Source organism: Bradyrhizobium sp. Crot121, assembly GCF_059512385.1.
In genome coordinates, this window is the sequence record NZ_JCAMOR010000056.1 from 1 (window position 1) to 16865 (window position 16865).

Below are 16865 nucleotides of genomic sequence, written 5' to 3' on the forward strand. Positions count from 1 at the left end.
CCAGGACCACACGACTTCGCCGTCCGTGATGCGCGTGCTCGTCAGTCACACGCTTCACGTCCACCGCATCTCACCGCGACGTTCGTGACGATCGCGAGCCGCCCCTCATCTGGGTGAGACGCGCGGAGTTAAATCACTGATTTGCCCGACGACGAAAGCGGAATGTTTTTCGCGCGAGGGGTGGACGGCGCAAATCAGGTTGGAATTGCTCACGAATTTTTCCTCCGCTGTCATTCCGGGGCGCGCCTCTTGGCGCGAGCCCGGAATCCATTGCGCCACATGCGCGAGCGGACAGATGGATTCCGGGCTCGATGCTTCGCATCGCCCCGGAATGACGGATGGAGAGAGAACGAAGAACGATCAGCTTAGGTGACGCAGCGGCCGGGCTGCAGGCGCTTTGCTACTTCGGTCAGCACGCTCACCACGGGCTCGCAGGCGACCGTCATCCTGCGCTCGCCAGATTTGATCAGCGCGGGCGGCTTGGGGTGGCTGCGCGCCTCGTCCCTGACGACGGGAACGCGGATCACGACCGAGGTCTCGGCCAGGCTGTCGAGCTTCAGCGAAATGGTTTCGGTTTTGCCGGTGGCTGCCGGAACTGTCGCCCGGTCGGCCTTCGCCGTACGGTTGACGTCATGTTCCGCCTTGGTGGAGGTGATGAGGCTCTGACCCCCGATGAGATCATGCCCGGAGGCAAATTGCACGGCGCCGAAGGTCAAAGAAACGGCGAGCGCACCTAAAATTCCCTTCAATATCTGTGACATGGCGATTCATCCCTCGCCCCATGGCGATCACGAACACAACTCGAACGAAACGCCCCCGTTCGTATGTCTGCGGATCACTTAACCGTGTTCAAAATTATTTTCGGAATCTCGGAACGTTTTTTCGCGGTCCGCGTCGTTCTGGCAGCCGGTTATTCCCCCTGCCCCATTGACCGGCGATGTAGGGCGCGACCGTGGTGATGCCGGTCGCGCTCTACTTTTTTGTCGGAGTTTTCGTCGGAGTTTTCGAGGGGCAGGCCGGCTTCCCTACCTTCGGCGGTCAGTGCCCCATGGCCCGCTTCTGGAAGCTCCGGGGCCTATTCGATTGCCAACGCGAAGTGGTGACCGTCTCACCCAAGCTGTTGCGGCCGGTGGTGATGGTGTACGTGCCATGCTTCGAAGTCGAAGTGGTCGTGGTGTATCCCAAGCTGTCCCTGCGAGTGCGGGTAACGATTTCTGTATCAGCGTGGGCGGCTCCGGCGCTAAAGACGACAAGCGCCAGCAAGACCATAATACGCATTTGATGACTCCCTAATAGAAAGCCGACCAAAGCTGCCTTTGGCCGGACCTTCCACGTGCACACCCTCTGAGAAAGAGCCGGCGACTTACTTCAGGCCGTCGTCCACCGCTACCAACTTGGTATTGAGATCGGTGCCGATGACTCGAAGGGTGCCGATGATCACGACGGCAATAAGAGCGGCAATCAGACCGTACTCGATGGCGGTCGCGCCAGACTCGTCCTTAATGAAACGGGAAACAAGGTTACGCACGGCTGGTCTCCTGGGATGGTTGTGTGGCTGAACGCATGCAACCATATGCGCGCCGGCCTAAAGGTCGGTGAATCGAAAGCCGCGAACTCTCTTAAGCAGGGTTAACCTGAAGAGATTGCATTCGAAACAAATACTCGTCACGCGCAACCGGCAAGGCGAACAGCCTCGCCCAGCACAAAGGTCACATGAAAGGCGGATGTCTCGGTGCAAAAAATCCGGCGCGCCGTGCGGCACGCCGGATCAGCCGACCTAACCAGGGTCAGTTCACGCCGAGGCGGCGCGCGGCGCACGGTTGCGCGAATTGCGCTGGAAGAACAGCGCCTGGCTCGCAACGGCCGAGACCATTGCGGGCTGGAACGGCTTTGAGATCAGGAACGCCGGCTCCGGGCGTTCGCCGGTCAGGAAGCGTTCGGGATAGGCGGTGATGAACACCACCGGCACCTCGAACACGCGCAATAGCTCATTCACCGCGTCCAGGCCCGACGAACCGTCGGCGAGCTGGATGTCGGCGAGGATCAGGCCGGGCTTCTTGTTCTTGGCGAGCGCCACCGCATCCGAATGGGTGCGGGCGACGCCGATGACATTGTGGCCGAGATTTCGCACGAGGCTTTCCAGATCCATCGCGATGAAGGTCTCGTCCTCGATGATCAGGACGTCGGTCGCGATCTCGGCGGCCATCTCACGGCCGGCGGCATCCGTGAGCTTGCGCGTCTCGCCGATATCGATGTTGAGGATGTAGGCCACCTCCTCTTCCGAGAAGCCCTCCAGCGACAGCAGGAGGAAGGCCTGCCGCGGCAGCGGCGTGATGTTGGAAAGCCGGCGCTCCGGCGGCAGCGCCAACGTCGCTACGTCGGCGTTGTCGTTGATCGAGACCGAATTCCAGATCTGGGTGAACAGCCGGAACAGGCCGGCACGCGGACCGTGCGTTTCATCCAGAAGCGCGGGGTCCTGAAGCAGGGCCTCCAGCATGGCCGCGACATAGGCGTCGCCCGACGCCTGGTTTCCGGTCAGCGCGCGGGCGTAGCGCCGCAACAATGGCAAGTGTTCGGCAACGAGCTGCGATCGGGACATTCCCACTCCATCCTTGTGTTCGAGGCAATTGCCTGAAACGCCTTTATATCCCTCGGGCCGGCACATCCGGTGGGGCGACCCGCCTTCCCCTTGAGCGTTACGCCCGGACTACGCTTGAGCGCCGATAAAGTTCCACAAAAAGTTCCGGACATTCGGAACTTTCGGGCGAACTTCGAATTAGCGTACGACCGGCAGCAAACGCGGCCAAGACCGAATTTCGAGGAAACTGCTTGGAACACAGGGACTTAACCTCTCGGGGAAACGTGGATCAGATCATGAAGGAAACCAAGAAGCAGGGCGGTCTCAACGCTGAGATCCAATCGAGAATCGGCCACCAGCTTCGCGCCATGTACGATGATGTGGTGCGACAGGGCGTGCCGGACCGCTTTGCGGAGCTTATCCGCAAGCTCGATGATCCCGCGGAGGCCGCCAAGCATTTGGCAGAGACTGACGAGCAGCAAGCAGCAAAAAATGACGGGAGGGACTGATGCCTCTCACCGACCAACTTCGCGACGATATTTTGGCGTCGGTGCCAAGCCTACGCGCGTTCGCGATTTCGCTCTCCGGCAATGGTGACCGCGCCGACGATCTGGTGCAGGAGACCTTGTTGCGCGCAATCGCCAACATCGACTCGTTCCAACCCGGCTCGAACCTGCCGGCCTGGCTGTTCACCATCCTGCGCAACCTGTTCCGCTCCGACTATCGCAAGCGGCGGCGCGAGGTGGAGGACGCCGAGGGCAACTATGCCAAGACTCTGAAGACCCAGCCTGCGCAGAATGCGCATCTGGAGTTCGAGGAGTTTCGCGCCGCACTCGACAAGCTGCCGCAAGACCAGCGTGAAGCTTTGATCCTGGTCGGCGCGTCCGGCTTCTCATACGAGGACGCGGCTGCGATCTGCGGCTGCGCCGTCGGCACCATCAAGAGCCGCGTCAACCGCGCGCGATCGAAATTGAGCGCATTGCTCTATGTCGAAGGCGCGGAAGATTTCGGCCCTGATGACACCGTGCGCGCCGTGATCGGCGGCAACGGCGGCTGATGCTCGCCAACTCTTGATCGTCATGCGCGGGCTTGACCCGCGCATCCATCTCGGAAAAGAGATTTTTCTGAGGGATGATGGATTGCCGGGTCAAGCCCGGCAATGACGGCGAGAGCAATGCGTAGGGTGGGCGAAGCCAACGGGTCGCGCGAACGCGCGCCCGATCACCGGCTCCGCGCGCCCACCTTCTCTTGCACCACCCGTGAATGGTGGGCACGCTGCGCTCCTACACGACTTACCTACGGATCTATTCCGACGGCGCGCTCCTACTTATCCCCTCACCATGAGGGGAAGCAGGGTCGCCACCGGCCTGCAATCAGCGCGCCGGCCTCAACGGTGCGGAAAACTTCTCCGTGCGGTCGCGCTCGTTCATGTCGATGACGGTTTCCATCGGCGCGGTGAGCTCGTAGACGTAGCTGATGTCGGTGAAGTAGCGTTTCGCCGTCCCGCCGAGCGCTTCGGGGGCAACGCGGTCGAGCAGGATCAGGCCGAAATCGGAATCGGGGCGGCGGGTGGCTTCGCTGGTGTTGAACTCCTCCCAGCGGAAATGAAAGATCGCCTCCGCATCCTTGCCGTTGACTTCCCAGTTAGCGACGATGTGCGGGTGCTTGCCGACCAGGGACAGGCCCTCGTCGGAATGCGAAGCGAGCTCGAAGAACAACAGCGACAGCGACTGCGCAGCGCGCGCGCTGACCGCGATATCGGGACCGGAGATCGCGATGCGCTCGGCATGCGGGATCGCGCGGGCCTCGAACAATCCCTTCAGCTTCACGCCCTGCCACTGGCTCTCGCTGAGCAGCGTGACCACGTTCGACATGGCGTGGATGCGGCCGATCAGGAGATCGCGCGCGGCATCGATGTCCGAGCCATGGCGCAATGTGCGCGTGACGATCGACTGGATCACGGCCAGGATGTTCTTGACCCGGTGGTTGAGCTCGTCGATCACAGCGGTCAGCCGCCGCTCGAACCCGATCCTCACCTCGATCTCGCGGCTGAGCCGAAGATTGTTGTAGGCGACGTAGCCGAACAGGCCGCAGACGATGCCGGTCAGCGCGAGGCCGATGGCCGCCACGATCGCCGCGGTCTGGTTCGCCCGCGCGGCGGCGGAGGTCTTGGCGTAATAAGCGAGTGACCAATCCCGGCCGCCGAACGTCACCGTCCGGACCATCGACGGCGCCGGCCCATCCGGCCGCACCGCGCGCGAGGTGATGACGCCCTGGTCGTTGGCGACCAGCTCGTCGTTGGAATCGCGCGGGTCCTTCAGCACCACCGAGAACAGCGACATATCGTCATTCGCCAGCATCAACGGCCCGAGCTCATACGAAAATGTGACGAATCCCGCGGGCTCCGAAGCGCCCTGCTGAAACACTGGCGCGGCGAGCGCGACCCCGATCGGCCCATTCTGGCGCAACAGCGGAATCGGATCCGACGCCACCGGCTTGCCGTCCGCCATCGCCTGCGCCAGCATCGGCCCGATCACGGAATGGTGGTCAAAGCTGCGGCCCGACAGGATGATGGTCTCCGGCGTCCGCGGCTCCAGGTCCATCATCACGTTGACGGGCTTATCGAGCGCCTTGATGTCGAGGGGCTGGTCGTCGAAGTCGCGGATGGTCGGATTGGGGAAGCCGGCCTTCTTCAGCTCCTGCTCCGCCGCCGCGAGCTCGTCGGGCCTGAGCCGCGCAATCCAGGCGGCAATCACGAAATCGGTCTTGAAGGCATAGATCGAGGAGCGCAGCGGCTGCAGCATGTCTGCCTTCACCACCGACGGCGCGCGAAACAGGCCCGAGGAGACGCGGGCGAGCAATTCGCGCTCGGTGAGCCGGTCCTGCACCAGGCTGGCGTGGACGTCGATCGCCCGCGCCAGCGCGATGCCGTCGAGCGTCAGCTCCTGCTCGTGCACGCGATAGGCCGCGAGACCGGAGAGCAGCACCCCGATCAGCGCAATGAAGGCGATAATGAAGCCCAGCCGGACCACGCTGTTACTCGGAGACTGTGGGTTGGCGGAGATCAACAGCGGACATCTGGCGTCTGCGGGGGCGACAACGATCGGATACGGGGTGAACGCCAACCGCGGCGGAATATGGAGTGGCGAGCATCGGTACGCAACGGAAGGCGGCAATTAACGTGAGCGACGGCCGGCGCCGGCTCCGGCTGGCGAAAGCAACGTCAGAGTTGGCTAATGGGAGTGGCTGGATTTTGTTCCCATTGCGGCAAGGAATATTTCGTCGCACCCGCCGTTTGCAGCTTGCGTGAAAATAGTGAGCGTAAACCGGACCGCTCGTGGACGTCGACGCAGATGTCCCGGGTTGCGCGTCGCTTCACCCGTAGCTAGGAGCTCGCCGCGTTAAAATATTAACAAATCGGATATCATATTAACACACGATTCAACCCGCCTTTGCCTTGCCTTTGGCAGAGGCTTTCGGGCGTAGGCCGCCCTTGGCCTCAATGAAGGCGATGATGCGCTCAAGCCCGTCGCTCTTCTTCAGGTTGGTCATGACGAAGGGACGCTCACCGCGCATCCGCTTCGCATCGGTCTCCATCTTCTCAAGCGACGCGCCGACATAAGGAGCGAGGTCGATCTTGTTGATCACCAGCAGGTCGGAACGGGTGATGCCGGGGCCGCCCTTGGATGGGATCTTGTCACCGGCGGCGACATCGATGACATAGATCGTGAGGTCGGCAAGCTCCGGCGAAAAGGTTGCGGCCAGGTTGTCGCCACCGGACTCGATCAGCACCAGATCGAGGCCAGGAAATTTCGCGCGCATGTCGGCGACCGCCGCCAGATTCATCGAGGCGTCCTCGCGGATCGCGGTGTGCGGACAGCCGCCGGTCTCGACACCGGCGATGCGGTCCGGCGTGAGCGAGCCCGAGCGCACCAGGAACTCGGCGTCCCATTTGGTGTAGATGTCGTTGGTGATCGCGGCGATGTCATAACGCTCGCGCATCGATTTGCAGAGCAGGTCCATCAGCGCGGTCTTGCCGGATCCGACCGGACCACCGACGCCGACGCGAAGCGGGCCGTGAGAAGATGTCATGAGAGCCAATCCTCCTAAGCGTCGTCCCGGCGAAGGCCGGGACCCATACCGCGTGATCTCTCGATAAGGCGAGCTGACCGCCGCCCTTCACAAGAAGGAACGAGGCGCTGCCCTCTCCTCGTCATTGCGAGCGTAGCGAAGCAATCCATGCCTCAGCAAGCGGTGCGATGGATTGCTTCGCTCCGCTCGCAATGACGGCGGAACGCGGGAACGACAAATACATCATGACCGGAACAGCCTCGTATATTGCGTCTCGTGGCGCAGGCTGGCGAGATCGGCGCGGAAGGTGGCACTGCCGAGATCGTCGAGCGAAGCTACGCCCGCACGTGTTGCGGTCGCACTGACCACCGGTTCGAGAGCGGCAAGCACGCGCTGACTGTCGGTCTGGCCGAGCGGGATCAGGCGGGCGCCGGCGGAGATCCAGTTCGAGACCACCGCATGGAAGAACGCGTGCAGCACTGGCGCAAGCGGAATGTCATGGGTGGCGCTGACCAGGCCGACCGCGACGGGATAGACGATCGCGCCGTCGCAGGCGGCGATGAACTCGTCGAAGCCGGGCGAGAACCAGGCGGCGCGCGCCGTGTCGATAAAGGCGCGGCCCTGCGTCGTGGTCTCGAGCTGGCGCTCGCGCGAGGGCACGAAGGCGGCGGCCAGCTCGGCGATCTCGCGGAGCCTTCCAAGGTCGTGCGCCATGGTCGCCCGATGGGTCTGGGCGAGGAACACACCATCGCAGAAGCCGGAGCCGTCGCTCAGCATCGCGGCGAGCCAGCCGCGCAGTGAGGCGGCATCCTTGATGTCGCCGGCCTCGACCGCCCATTCGAGGCCGCTGGAATAGGAGAAGGCCCCGACCGGGAATGACGGCGACAGCCAGGTCATCAAACGGTAGAGCGAGGCGGCCTCGCTCTCCGTCATCCCACCCCACGCCTCGCTGCGCGGCAGCTCATTTGTGGTCATGAGCATGGGAGTGGTCGTGATGGTGGTGATGGTCGTGGTCGCAATGCTCGTCGTGGTGATCGTGATCACCGTGGTGATGGTGATCGTGAGCACCGTGATGGTGGTGATGATCATCGTGGCCATGATCATGCGCATGGTCATGGCCGGTGTGGTGATGCGCGGCCGCGTCGCCTTCATGCGCATGGCCGGCATAGGCGCCGCCTTCGGGATCGAACGGCGCCTCGATCTCGATCACGCGTGCACCCAGCCCCTTCACCATCGCCTCGATGACGTGATCGCGCCGGATGCGCAGGCCCTTCTTCATGATCTGCGTCGGCAGATGGCGGTTGCCGAGATGCCAGGCGACGCGGATCAGATGGTGCGGGTCGGCGCCGCGGATCTCCAGAAGCGGCTCGGGCGCGGCGACCACCTCGACCAGCCGGCCGTCCTCCAGGACCAGCGCGTCGCCGCCGCGCAGCGCGATCGCGTTCTCGAGATCGAGCAGGAACTCCAATCCGCGCGTGCCCGTCATCGCCATCCGACGGCGGTGGCGGTCGTCGAAATCGAGCACCACGGTATCGGCCGCCGGCTCATTCCAGCGGTGTTGCGGCTTGACGGACGTCGCGCGGATCATGTGGCTTTCTCTTTACCGAACTTCGACCTTCTCGGGCGTAATCACCTCGATCTTCGGCGGCGCCGAGAAGCACTTCACCGCGACGCGGCCAAAGGTCTTCATGTGATCGGCGGTGCGGTGCGGCACCAGCGCCTCGGCATTCTCCCACTGCTCGACGAACACCATCTTGGTCGGATCGGTGACGCTCTCGTGCAGATCATAGGCGATATTGCCGGGCTCCTTCCGCGTCTCCTTGATGCAGGCGGTGGCGGCCGCAATGAATTCGGCGCGCGTTTCAGGCTTGATGGTCAGTGTGGCGACGACGTAGATCACGGAATTTCCTCCCGGCTTTGGTTTCTGGGCGTATTTGCCGGAGAGGTTTTAGAACATGAAATAGCGCTGCGCCAGCGGCAGCACCTCGGCGGGCGCGCAGGTCAGAAGCTCGCCGTCGGCGCGCACCTCATAGGTCTCCGGATCGACCTCGATCCTGGGCGTGGCGTCATTGTGGATCATGCTCTTCTTGGAGATCTTGCCGCGCGTGTTCTGGACCGCATAGAGCTTCTTGCCGATACCAAGCTTGCGCGCCAGCCCGCCGGCGACCGCCGCCTTGGACGTGAAGACCACCGAGGATGCGGTGAGCGATTTTCCGTACGCCGCAAACATCGGCTGGTAATGCACCGGCTGCGGGGTCGGGATCGAGGCGTTGGGGTCGCCCATCGGCGCCGCCACGATCGAGCCGCCCTTGATGATCAGGTCCGGCTTGGCGCCGAAGAACGCCGGCGACCACAGCACGAGGTCGGCGAGCTTGCCCTTCTCGACCGAGCCGATCAGCTTGGAGACGCCATGCGCGATCGCGGGGTTGATGGTGTATTTGGCGATGTAGCGCTTGACGCGGAAATTGTCGTTGTTGCCCTTCTCCTCGGGCAGCGATCCGCGCTGCTTCTTCATCTTGTCCGCGGTCTGCCAGGTGCGGATGATGACCTCGCCGAGCCGGCCCATGGCCTGCGAATCCGAGGACATCATCGAGAGCGCGCCGAGATCGTGCAGGATATCTTCCGCTGCGATCGTCTCCTTGCGGATGCGGCTTTCGGCAAAGGCGAGATCTTCGGCGATCGAGGGATCGAGGTGGTGGCACACCATCAGCATGTCCAGATGCTCGTCGATGGTGTTGCGCGTAAACGGGCGCGTCGGGTTGGTCGAGGACGGCAGCACGTTCTTCAGCCCGGCGATCTTGATGATGTCAGGCGCGTGGCCGCCGCCGGCGCCCTCGGTGTGGAAGGCATGGATAGTGCGGCCCTTGAACGCCTTCACCGTGTCCTCGACGAAGCCGGATTCGTTGAGCGTGTCGGTGTGGATCATCACCTGGATATCGTGATCGTCGGCGACCGCAAGACAGTTGTCGATCGCCGCCGGCGTCGTGCCCCAGTCCTCATGCAGCTTCAGCGCGCAGGCGCCGCCCTTGATCATCTCGACCAGCGCCGCCGGCCGCGATGCGTTGCCCTTGCCGGAGATGCCGAGATTGACCGGGAAGGCGTCGAAGGACTGGATCATCCGGCCCATGTGCCATGGCCCCGGCGTGCAGGTCGTCGCAAAGGTGCCGTGCGAGGGGCCGGTGCCGCCGCCCAGCATCGAGGTGACGCCACTCATCAATGCGTGCTCGATCTGCTGTGGGCAGATGAAATGGATGTGGCTGTCGAATCCCCCTGCGGTGAGGATCTTGCCCTCGCCCGCGATCACGTCGGTGCCGGGACCGATGATGATGTCGACATTGGGCTGGATGTCGGGATTGCCGGCCTTGCCGATCGCCGAAATCATGCCTTCCTTGATCGCGACGTCGGCCTTGACGATGCCCCAATGGTCGACGATCAGCGCATTGGTGATGACGGTATCCGCCGCCCCTTGCGCGCTCGTGACCTGCGACTGCCCCATGCCGTCGCGGATCACCTTGCCGCCGCCGAACTTCACCTCCTCGCCATAGGTGGTGAAATCCTTCTCCACCTCGATGATGAGATCGGTGTCTGCGAGTCGCACACGATCGCCGGTGGTGGGCCCGAACATGTCGGCATAGACGGAACGTTTGATCTTCACGGACACTGTAAGCCCCCTACTTCACTTGCCTTCAAAACGCGCTTTTCGCGGTTTTGGCGACTTCATCAAATTTGGCATCGAGCATCGGGTTGACGCCCCGACATCCGGCGACGACTTTTTCGGCCCATATGACATAGGCGGCGAGATCTTCGCGCTCGTCTTCGCTCAGGTTCGGCCCGATTCGGGCGCGCGTGTTGCTGATCTTGTCCGCGATCTTGATCATCTTGGCGCCGGGCGATTTGTGCGGGGCATCCTCAATCTGCTTTTGCCGGCGCTGGGTCTTCGACAACGTCATGTCGTCGGTCACCTCGACCACGAGCGCGGCGACGCGCTCGCTAAATTTTGCCGCCAGTTCCTCGCGCGTGGCGTCGGTGTCCTCGACCGTGTCGTGCAGCCAGCCGGCCGCCACCAGTTCGGCGTCGGCGCCATCGGTCGCTGTTGCGAGCAGGTTCGCGACCTCGGCGAGGTGATTGATATAGGGTTCATTGCCACGACCCTTGCGGGCCATGCCCGTGTGGCGATGCGCGGCGAACTCGGCGGCTTCGGAGATGAGGCGGATTGGCTGCAGCATGGCGAAAAACTCCTTTTTGCCTCAACCGCGCCACCGCGCACTCCGTTCCTGCCTTGCGAAAGAGGGGACGGCCGGGCGACAGCGAACTTGGCGCCAAGGATCACAGCTTGCCCTTCACCTCGCCGCGGAAGCCGTGGATGACGCGTTTGCCTGCGAGGGCGACGAGCTGGACGTCGCGGGTCTGGCCCGGTTCAAAGCGGACCGCGGTGCCGGCGGCGATGTCGAGGCGCATGCCGCGGGCTTTCTTGCGGTCGAATTTGAGGGCCGGGTTGGTCTCGAAGAAATGGTAGTGCGAGCCGACCTGGATCGGGCGGTCACCGGTGTTGGCGACGGTGAGCGTCACGGTCTTGCGGCCGGCATTGAGCTCGATCTCGCCGTCCTGGATGAAGAGTTCGCCGGGGATCATGTGTGCTACCTCGTATCGCTCTGCTGCGTCATGGCCGGGCTTGACCGGCAATCCACGTCTCACCGCTCAGCCCGAAGGGCGTGGATGCCCGGGTCGAGCCCGGGCATGACAACATTGATGGACTTCCGCTCCTCACCGGATCGGCTCGTGCACGGTGACGAGCTTCGTCCCGTCCGGGAACGTCGCCTCCACCTGGATGTCGTGGATCATCTCGGCAATTCCCTCCATCACCTGCGCCCGGGTCAGGACCTGTGCGCCGGCCTGCATCAGGTCGGCGACGGTGCGGCCGTCGCGCGCGCCTTCGACGATGAAGTCGGTGATCAGGGCGATAGCCTCGGGATGGTTCAGCTTGACGCCGCGCTCGAGCCTGCGGCGCGCCACCATGGCGGCCATCGAGACCAGGAGCTTGTCCTTTTCGCGGGGAGACAAATTCATGCGGGCACTCTGATGGTTTTCGAATGATTAGTTGAGCCACAGCCTCGGCAGCGGGACGGCGGAGGCGCGGCCGAGCACCGTCATCATGTCGGCGCGCAGCCTCATCGCATCTTGGGCACAGAAGCGCGCCATTGCAAACCCATTCCAGCAGGAGACGCCGACTTCACCACGGAAGGAATCCTGCGCCTCGCGTATACGCTCCACGACCGCCTCATCTCCGGGCACGATCAGCGCAGTGCCGATCGCGACGCCGCCATTGGCGACAGCTGATAGGGCGAGCTTTTCACCGATATTGCCGTCGAGCCGGATGGTCTCGGCAAACACCAATCTACCACCGCGGCGCATCCGCCAGCGGTCGACGAATTCGCCGTGGCGCATGGTCTCGCCCATGGCCGAGCGGCCGAACACCACGATTTCACACAGCAGCAGCGACGCGCCCTCCGAGAGGTCGATATCGATCCGCCGCGAAATCCGGGCGCGGTCGAACAGGATGGTCTCCTGCGGCAGCCAGGACAGATGCGAACCGGTTGCGGCTTTCAGCGCGATATTGAGCTGGGCGGCGGGTCCGGCCGCACGATAGACTTTCTCGGCGGCGGCTGTCGTCAGCGTCAGCCGCGCGCCCTCACCAGTAGCGATATCGATGTCAAAGCGATCACCGCCGGCAACCCCGCCAGCGGTATTGACGAACACCGCCGACAGCCCCTCGCCCTCCGGCGACGGAAAACGCACCCGCAGCGAGCCGGATTCGTGCAAGTCGCCGCGGCGGGTAACACCATCCTGCAGGTGCACACCGAACCGCACCGCGCCGCGAGCACGGTTGGCCGCAAAGGTCGCTGCATCAGCGCGTGCATTCTCGGTGTGCATCCGTCCCCCCCCGTTGGCCGGTTGCGTCCCTTATAGCGCCATTTGGCGGGAGATTTCAGCGGGATCGAGATTGGAGCGGTCGCAGGCATATTTCACCGCGCCACGGTCCATCACCGCAAAGGAGTCGCCGAGCTCGCAGGCGAAATCGAGATATTGCTCGACCAGCACGATCGCGATGTTGCCGAGATTGCGCAAATAGGAGATGGCGCGGCCGATGTCCTTGATGATCGAGGGTTGGATGCCCTCGGTCGGCTCGTCCAAAAGCAACAGTTTCGGCCGCATCACCAGCGCGCGGCCGATCGCGAGTTGCTGTTGCTGGCCGCCGGAGAGGTCGCCGCCGCGGCGGCCGAGCATCGATTGCAGCACCGGAAACAGCGAGAACACGTCGTCCGGGATGAAGCGGTTCTCGCGCTTGAGCGGACCGAAGCCGGTCTTGAGATTTTCCTCCACCGTCAGCAGCGGAAAGATCTCGCGGCCCTGCGGCACGAAACCGATGCCGCGCCGCGCGCGCTCATACGGCCTCAAACCGGTGATGTCGCTGCCGTCGAACTCGATAGAGCCCGACGCGATCGGATATTGGCCGACCATCGCGCGAAGCAGCGAGGTCTTGCCGACGCCGTTGCGCCCGAGCACGCAGGTGACCTTGCCGGGTTCGGCCGACAGCGAGACGCCGCGCAGCGCCTGCGCTGCGCCATAGAAAAGGTTGATGTTCTCGACCTTCAACATCGCTTACCTACCCAGATACACTTCGACAACCCGCTCGTTCGACGACACCTGGTCGATGCTCCCCTCCGCCAGCACCGTGCCTTCATGCAGGCAGGTCACCTTCACGCCGAGCTCGCGCACGAAGGTCATGTCGTGCTCGACCACCATGATGGTATGGTCCTTGTTGATCTCCTTGAGCAGCTCCGCGGTCTGGTGGGTCTCGACATCGGTCATTCCGGCCACGGGCTCGTCGACCAATAGCAGCTTCGGATCCTGCGCCAGCAGCATGCCGATCTCCAGCCACTGTTTCTGGCCGTGCGACAGGCTGCCGGCGAGACGGTTGCGCGCGTCGGTCAAACGGATGGTCTCCAGCACTTTCTGGATGCGCTCGGTCTCGGCCCTGCTCTCGCGCCAGAACAGCGTGCCGCGCACGCTGTGGTCGACATTGAGCGCGAGCAGGAGATTGTCCTGCACGGTCTGGCTTTCGAACACCGTCGGCTTCTGGAATTTGCGACCGATACCGAGCTCGGCGATGCGGGTCTCGTCCAGCCGGGTCAGGTCGGTGACCCCGTCGAACAGCACGGTGCCTTCATCCGGCTTGGTCTTGCCGGTGATGATGTCCATCATCGTGGTCTTGCCGGCGCCGTTCGGGCCGATGATGGCGCGCATCTCGCCGGGCTCGAGCGCGAGCGAGAGGTTGTTAATGGCGTGGAAGCCATCGAAGGAGACGTGCACGCCGTCGAGATACAGCATCGCGGACGTGGCACGGGTATCCATCACGTTCATTGCGCCTGCTCCGCCGAATTGGGTTCGCTGATGCCGTCCTCGCGCGCGGCGCTTTCCACGGCCGCGACGCGCTGCGCCCTCCATGGCTCCCACCAGGAATTGAAGGTGCCGACGATGCCCTTGGGCAGCAGCAGCGTCACCAGGATGAACAGCGCGCCCAGCATGAACAGCCAGTACGGCGCGAGTGGCCCTGAGGTGAAGAACGTCTTGGCATAGTTGACGACGACGGCGCCAAGCGCAGCGCCGACCAGCGTGCCGCGGCCGCCGACCGCGACCCAGATCACCGCCTCAATTGAATTGCCCGGCGCGAATTCGCTCGGATTGATGATGCCGACCTGCGGCACATAAAGCGCGCCCGCAACGCCGGCCATGCAGGCCGACAGCGTGAACACGAACAGCTTGTAGGATTCGACGCGGTAGCCGAGGAAGCGGGTGCGGCTTTCGGCGTCACGCACTGCGATCAAGACCTTGCCGAGCTTCGAGGTCACGATCGCCCGGCAGATCAGGAAACCGATGATCAGCGCCAGGCAGCTCAGCGCGAACAAAGCGGCGCGGGTGCCGTCGGCCTGGACGTTGAAGCCCAGGATGTCCTTGAAGTCGGTCAGGCCGTTGTTGCCGCCGAAGCCGAAATCGTTGCGGAAGAAGGCAAGCAGCAGCGCATAGGTCATCGCCTGGGTGATGATCGAGAGATAGACCCCGGTGACGCGGGAGCGGAAGGCGAGCCAGCCGAAGCAGAAGGCGAGCAGGCCCGGCACCAGCAGCACCATCAGCGCCGCGAAGGGGAACATGTCGAAGCCGTACCAGTACCAGGGCAGCTTGTCCCAGTTCAGGAACACCATGAAATCAGGCAGGATCGGGTTGCCATAAACACCGCGGCTGCCGATCTGGCGCATCAGATACATGCCCATGGCGTAGCCGCCGAGCGCGAAGAAGGCGCCGTGGCCGAGCGAGAGGATGCCGCAATAGCCCCAGATCAAATCGATGGAGAGCGCGAGGATGGCGTAGCAGACATATTTGCCCCACAGCGCGACCAGATAGGTCGGCACCTGCAGGAACGAGCCCTGCGGCAGCAACAGGTTCGACAACGGGACCAGGATGCCGACGGCCGCGACGATCAGGATGAAGGCGGTCGCGGCGCGGTCAAGCGAGCGGGTGAGGATATGCGCGCTCATGCTTCCACCGCCCGCCCTTTCAGCGCGAACAGGCCGCGCGGCCGCTTCTGGATAAACAGGATGATCAGGACCAGGATGGCGATCTTGCCGAGCACGGCGCCGGCGACCGGCTCCAGGAACTTGTTGGCGATCCCCAGCGTGAAGGCGCCGACCAGCGTGCCCCAGAGATTGCCGACGCCGCCGAACACGACGACCATGAAACTGTCGATGATGTAGCTCTGGCCGAGATTGGGGCTGACATTGTCGATCTGCGACAGCGCGACGCCGGCGATGCCGGCAATCCCCGAGCCGAGGCCGAAGGTCAGCGCGTCGACGCGGGAGGTGGCAATGCCCATCGAGGCCGCCATGCGGCGGTTCTGGGTCACCGCGCGCATCTCGAGCCCGAGCGCCGTGTAGCGCAGCATCGCGAGCAGGATCACGAACACCGCGAGCGTGAAGCAGAGAATCCAGAGCCGGTTGTAGGTGATGGTGATCTGGCCAAGCTCGAACGCGCCGCTCATCCAGGAGGGGTTGCCGACCTCGCGGTTGGTCGGACCGAATACGGTGCGCACCGCCTGCTGCAGCACCAGCGACAGGCCCCATGTCGCCAGCAGCGTTTCCAGCGGACGGCCGTAGAGGAAGCGGATGATGCTGCGCTCGATCGCAACGCCGATCCCGCCCGCGACCAGGAAAGCCAGCGGCACGGCGATCAGGAGCGAATAGTCGAACAGGCCGGGATAGCGGGTGCGAATCACCTCCTGCACCACGAAGGTGGTGTAGGCGCCTATCATCACCATCTCGCCATGCGCCATGTTGATGACGCCCATCACACCGAAGGTGATGGCAAGCCCGATCGCCGCCAGCAGCAGCACCGAGCCGAGCGAGAGACCATACCAGGCGTTCTGCACCGCCGACCACATCGCCAGATTGCTCTGGATCGAGGTGATCGCGCCGGTGATGGCCTGCGCCACCAGCGGCGGCTGGTCGGAGCCGGCGCTGGTGAGTAGCGCCAGCGCTTCCTGGTCGCCGCGGGCCTTGATGACCGAGACAGCGTCGAGCTTGTCGTTCTCGGAGGCGTCAGACTTGAACAGGATGATCGCTGCACGGGCCTCGGTGAACGCCTGCTTGGCCGCCTTGTCGGTCTCCTTCGCAAGCGCGCCCTCCACCACGGGAAGCGCGTTCTCGTCATGGCTCTTGAAAACGGATTGCGCGGCAGCGACGCGCTTCGCCGGGTCGGGCGAGAGCAGCGTCAGGCTGCCAAGCGCGGCCTCGACCGTGCGGCGCAGGCGGTTGTTGAGACGGACGGACGCCGCATTGTCCGGCAGCTTGTCGACCACAGCGCCGGTGGCGGCATCGATGATCTTGCCGTCTGCTTGCGTGATGAAGACTTTCTTGCTCTCAGGATCGGCCGACAGCCGCTCTTCCTGGAGCGCCGAAATGATCGGGAAGGCGAGCGGATTGCCCGAGCTTGCGACCGCCTCGATCGCTTCCGCGGTATCGGAAAATTCGTCATTGGCGAACTTGGCGACCGCATCCTCGAACGGGCCCGCGAAGGCGGGCAGCGCGAAGCAAGCGATCAGCAGGACTGAAAGAACGAGCGCGCGAAAACGCTCAAGAAAATAGCCAAACACGTGACGACCCCG

At 63.6% G+C, this 16865-nt stretch carries 20 protein-coding genes; 3 read left to right on the top strand and 17 right to left on the bottom strand.

Features of this window, described 5'->3' with window-relative positions:
- Window positions 1-365 precede the first annotated feature (365 nt).
- The gene (locus tag AC5ZGW_RS33010) at window positions 366-761 is read right to left on the bottom strand and encodes a hypothetical protein (RefSeq protein ID WP_130228558.1); all 396 of its coding nucleotides are present in this window, start codon (window positions 759-761) and stop codon (window positions 366-368) included.
- Between the two features lie 191 nt (window positions 762-952).
- On the opposite strand from AC5ZGW_RS33010, the gene AC5ZGW_RS33015 reads away from it, so the two are divergent.
- Entirely contained in the window at window positions 953-1282 is a 330-nt protein-coding gene (locus tag AC5ZGW_RS33015; protein WP_130228559.1) for a hypothetical protein, read from the top strand.
- Between the two features lie 81 nt (window positions 1283-1363).
- Here the strand turns inward: AC5ZGW_RS33015 and AC5ZGW_RS33020 are convergent, their stop codons facing one another.
- Both AC5ZGW_RS33020 and AC5ZGW_RS33025 read right to left on the bottom strand, forming a co-directional pair.
- On the bottom strand, window positions 1364-1528 hold the full coding sequence (locus tag AC5ZGW_RS33020; RefSeq protein ID WP_130228560.1) for a Flp family type IVb pilin: 165 nt from the start codon (window positions 1526-1528) through the stop codon (window positions 1364-1366).
- 264 nt (window positions 1529-1792) lie between these two features.
- Window positions 1793-2599: a response regulator gene (locus AC5ZGW_RS33025; protein ID WP_130228561.1), complete on the bottom strand. Its 807-nt coding sequence runs from the start codon at window positions 2597-2599 to the stop codon at window positions 1793-1795.
- Window positions 2600-2874: 275 nt separating this feature from the next.
- Here AC5ZGW_RS33025 and AC5ZGW_RS33030 point away from each other — a divergent pair, with 275 nt between their 5' ends.
- Both AC5ZGW_RS33030 and AC5ZGW_RS33035 read left to right on the top strand, forming a co-directional pair.
- Complete coding sequence (locus AC5ZGW_RS33030) at window positions 2875-3087, top strand: NepR family anti-sigma factor (RefSeq protein WP_028165127.1); 213 nt, start codon at window positions 2875-2877, stop codon at window positions 3085-3087.
- Window positions 3087-3635: a sigma-70 family RNA polymerase sigma factor gene (locus AC5ZGW_RS33035; protein ID WP_027579243.1), complete on the top strand. Its 549-nt coding sequence runs from the start codon at window positions 3087-3089 to the stop codon at window positions 3633-3635. The genes AC5ZGW_RS33030 and AC5ZGW_RS33035 overlap by 1 nt, the downstream gene beginning before the upstream one ends.
- Window positions 3636-3951: 316 nt before the next feature.
- Here the strand turns inward: AC5ZGW_RS33035 and AC5ZGW_RS33040 are convergent, their stop codons facing one another.
- The 14 genes from AC5ZGW_RS33040 to urtB form a co-directional block, all read right to left on the bottom strand.
- On the bottom strand, window positions 3952-5610 hold the full coding sequence (locus AC5ZGW_RS33040) for a CHASE domain-containing protein (protein WP_130228562.1): 1659 nt from the start codon (window positions 5608-5610) through the stop codon (window positions 3952-3954).
- Between the two features lie 409 nt (window positions 5611-6019).
- Window positions 6020-6670, bottom strand: coding sequence for an urease accessory protein UreG (gene ureG / locus AC5ZGW_RS33045; protein WP_130228563.1), 651 nt, complete (start codon window positions 6668-6670; stop codon window positions 6020-6022).
- 222 nt (window positions 6671-6892) lie between these two features.
- Complete coding sequence (locus AC5ZGW_RS33050; protein WP_130228578.1) at window positions 6893-7624, bottom strand: urease accessory protein UreF; 732 nt, start codon at window positions 7622-7624, stop codon at window positions 6893-6895.
- A complete protein-coding gene (locus AC5ZGW_RS33055; RefSeq protein WP_130228564.1) occupies window positions 7611-8237 on the bottom strand; it encodes an urease accessory protein UreE in 627 nt (208 codons plus the stop codon). The genes AC5ZGW_RS33050 and AC5ZGW_RS33055 overlap by 14 nt, the downstream gene beginning before the upstream one ends.
- A gap of 12 nt (window positions 8238-8249) precedes the next feature.
- Window positions 8250-8549, bottom strand: coding sequence for a putative quinol monooxygenase (locus AC5ZGW_RS33060; RefSeq protein WP_028165122.1), 300 nt, complete (start codon window positions 8547-8549; stop codon window positions 8250-8252).
- Window positions 8550-8597: 48 nt separating this feature from the next.
- Entirely contained in the window at window positions 8598-10310 is a 1713-nt protein-coding gene (gene ureC / locus AC5ZGW_RS33065; RefSeq protein WP_130228565.1) for an urease subunit alpha, read from the bottom strand.
- Window positions 10311-10335: 25 nt separating this feature from the next.
- A complete protein-coding gene (locus AC5ZGW_RS33070) occupies window positions 10336-10875 on the bottom strand; it encodes an HD domain-containing protein (protein WP_130228566.1) in 540 nt (179 codons plus the stop codon).
- A gap of 100 nt (window positions 10876-10975) precedes the next feature.
- The gene (locus AC5ZGW_RS33075; protein WP_028165119.1) at window positions 10976-11281 is read right to left on the bottom strand and encodes an urease subunit beta; all 306 of its coding nucleotides are present in this window, start codon (window positions 11279-11281) and stop codon (window positions 10976-10978) included.
- A 132-nt stretch (window positions 11282-11413) separates the two neighbouring features.
- A complete protein-coding gene (locus AC5ZGW_RS33080; protein WP_028165118.1) occupies window positions 11414-11716 on the bottom strand; it encodes an urease subunit gamma in 303 nt (100 codons plus the stop codon).
- 27 nt (window positions 11717-11743) lie between these two features.
- On the bottom strand, window positions 11744-12580 hold the full coding sequence (locus AC5ZGW_RS33085) for an urease accessory protein UreD (protein ID WP_130228567.1): 837 nt from the start codon (window positions 12578-12580) through the stop codon (window positions 11744-11746).
- Between the two features lie 30 nt (window positions 12581-12610).
- Complete coding sequence (gene urtE / locus AC5ZGW_RS33090) at window positions 12611-13306, bottom strand: urea ABC transporter ATP-binding subunit UrtE (RefSeq protein ID WP_028165116.1); 696 nt, start codon at window positions 13304-13306, stop codon at window positions 12611-12613.
- Between the two features lie 3 nt (window positions 13307-13309).
- Window positions 13310-14071, bottom strand: coding sequence for an urea ABC transporter ATP-binding protein UrtD (gene urtD, locus AC5ZGW_RS33095; RefSeq protein ID WP_028165115.1), 762 nt, complete (start codon window positions 14069-14071; stop codon window positions 13310-13312).
- Window positions 14068-15243 (bottom strand): urea ABC transporter permease subunit UrtC, encoded by a 1176-nt coding sequence (gene urtC / locus AC5ZGW_RS33100; RefSeq protein ID WP_130228568.1) that lies wholly within the window; start codon window positions 15241-15243, stop codon window positions 14068-14070. Before urtC ends, urtD begins: the two co-directional genes overlap by 4 nt.
- Window positions 15240-16853 (bottom strand): urea ABC transporter permease subunit UrtB, encoded by a 1614-nt coding sequence (gene urtB / locus AC5ZGW_RS33105; protein WP_130228569.1) that lies wholly within the window; start codon window positions 16851-16853, stop codon window positions 15240-15242. The genes urtC and urtB overlap by 4 nt, the downstream gene beginning before the upstream one ends.
- Between the last annotated feature and the right edge of the window lie 12 nt (window positions 16854-16865).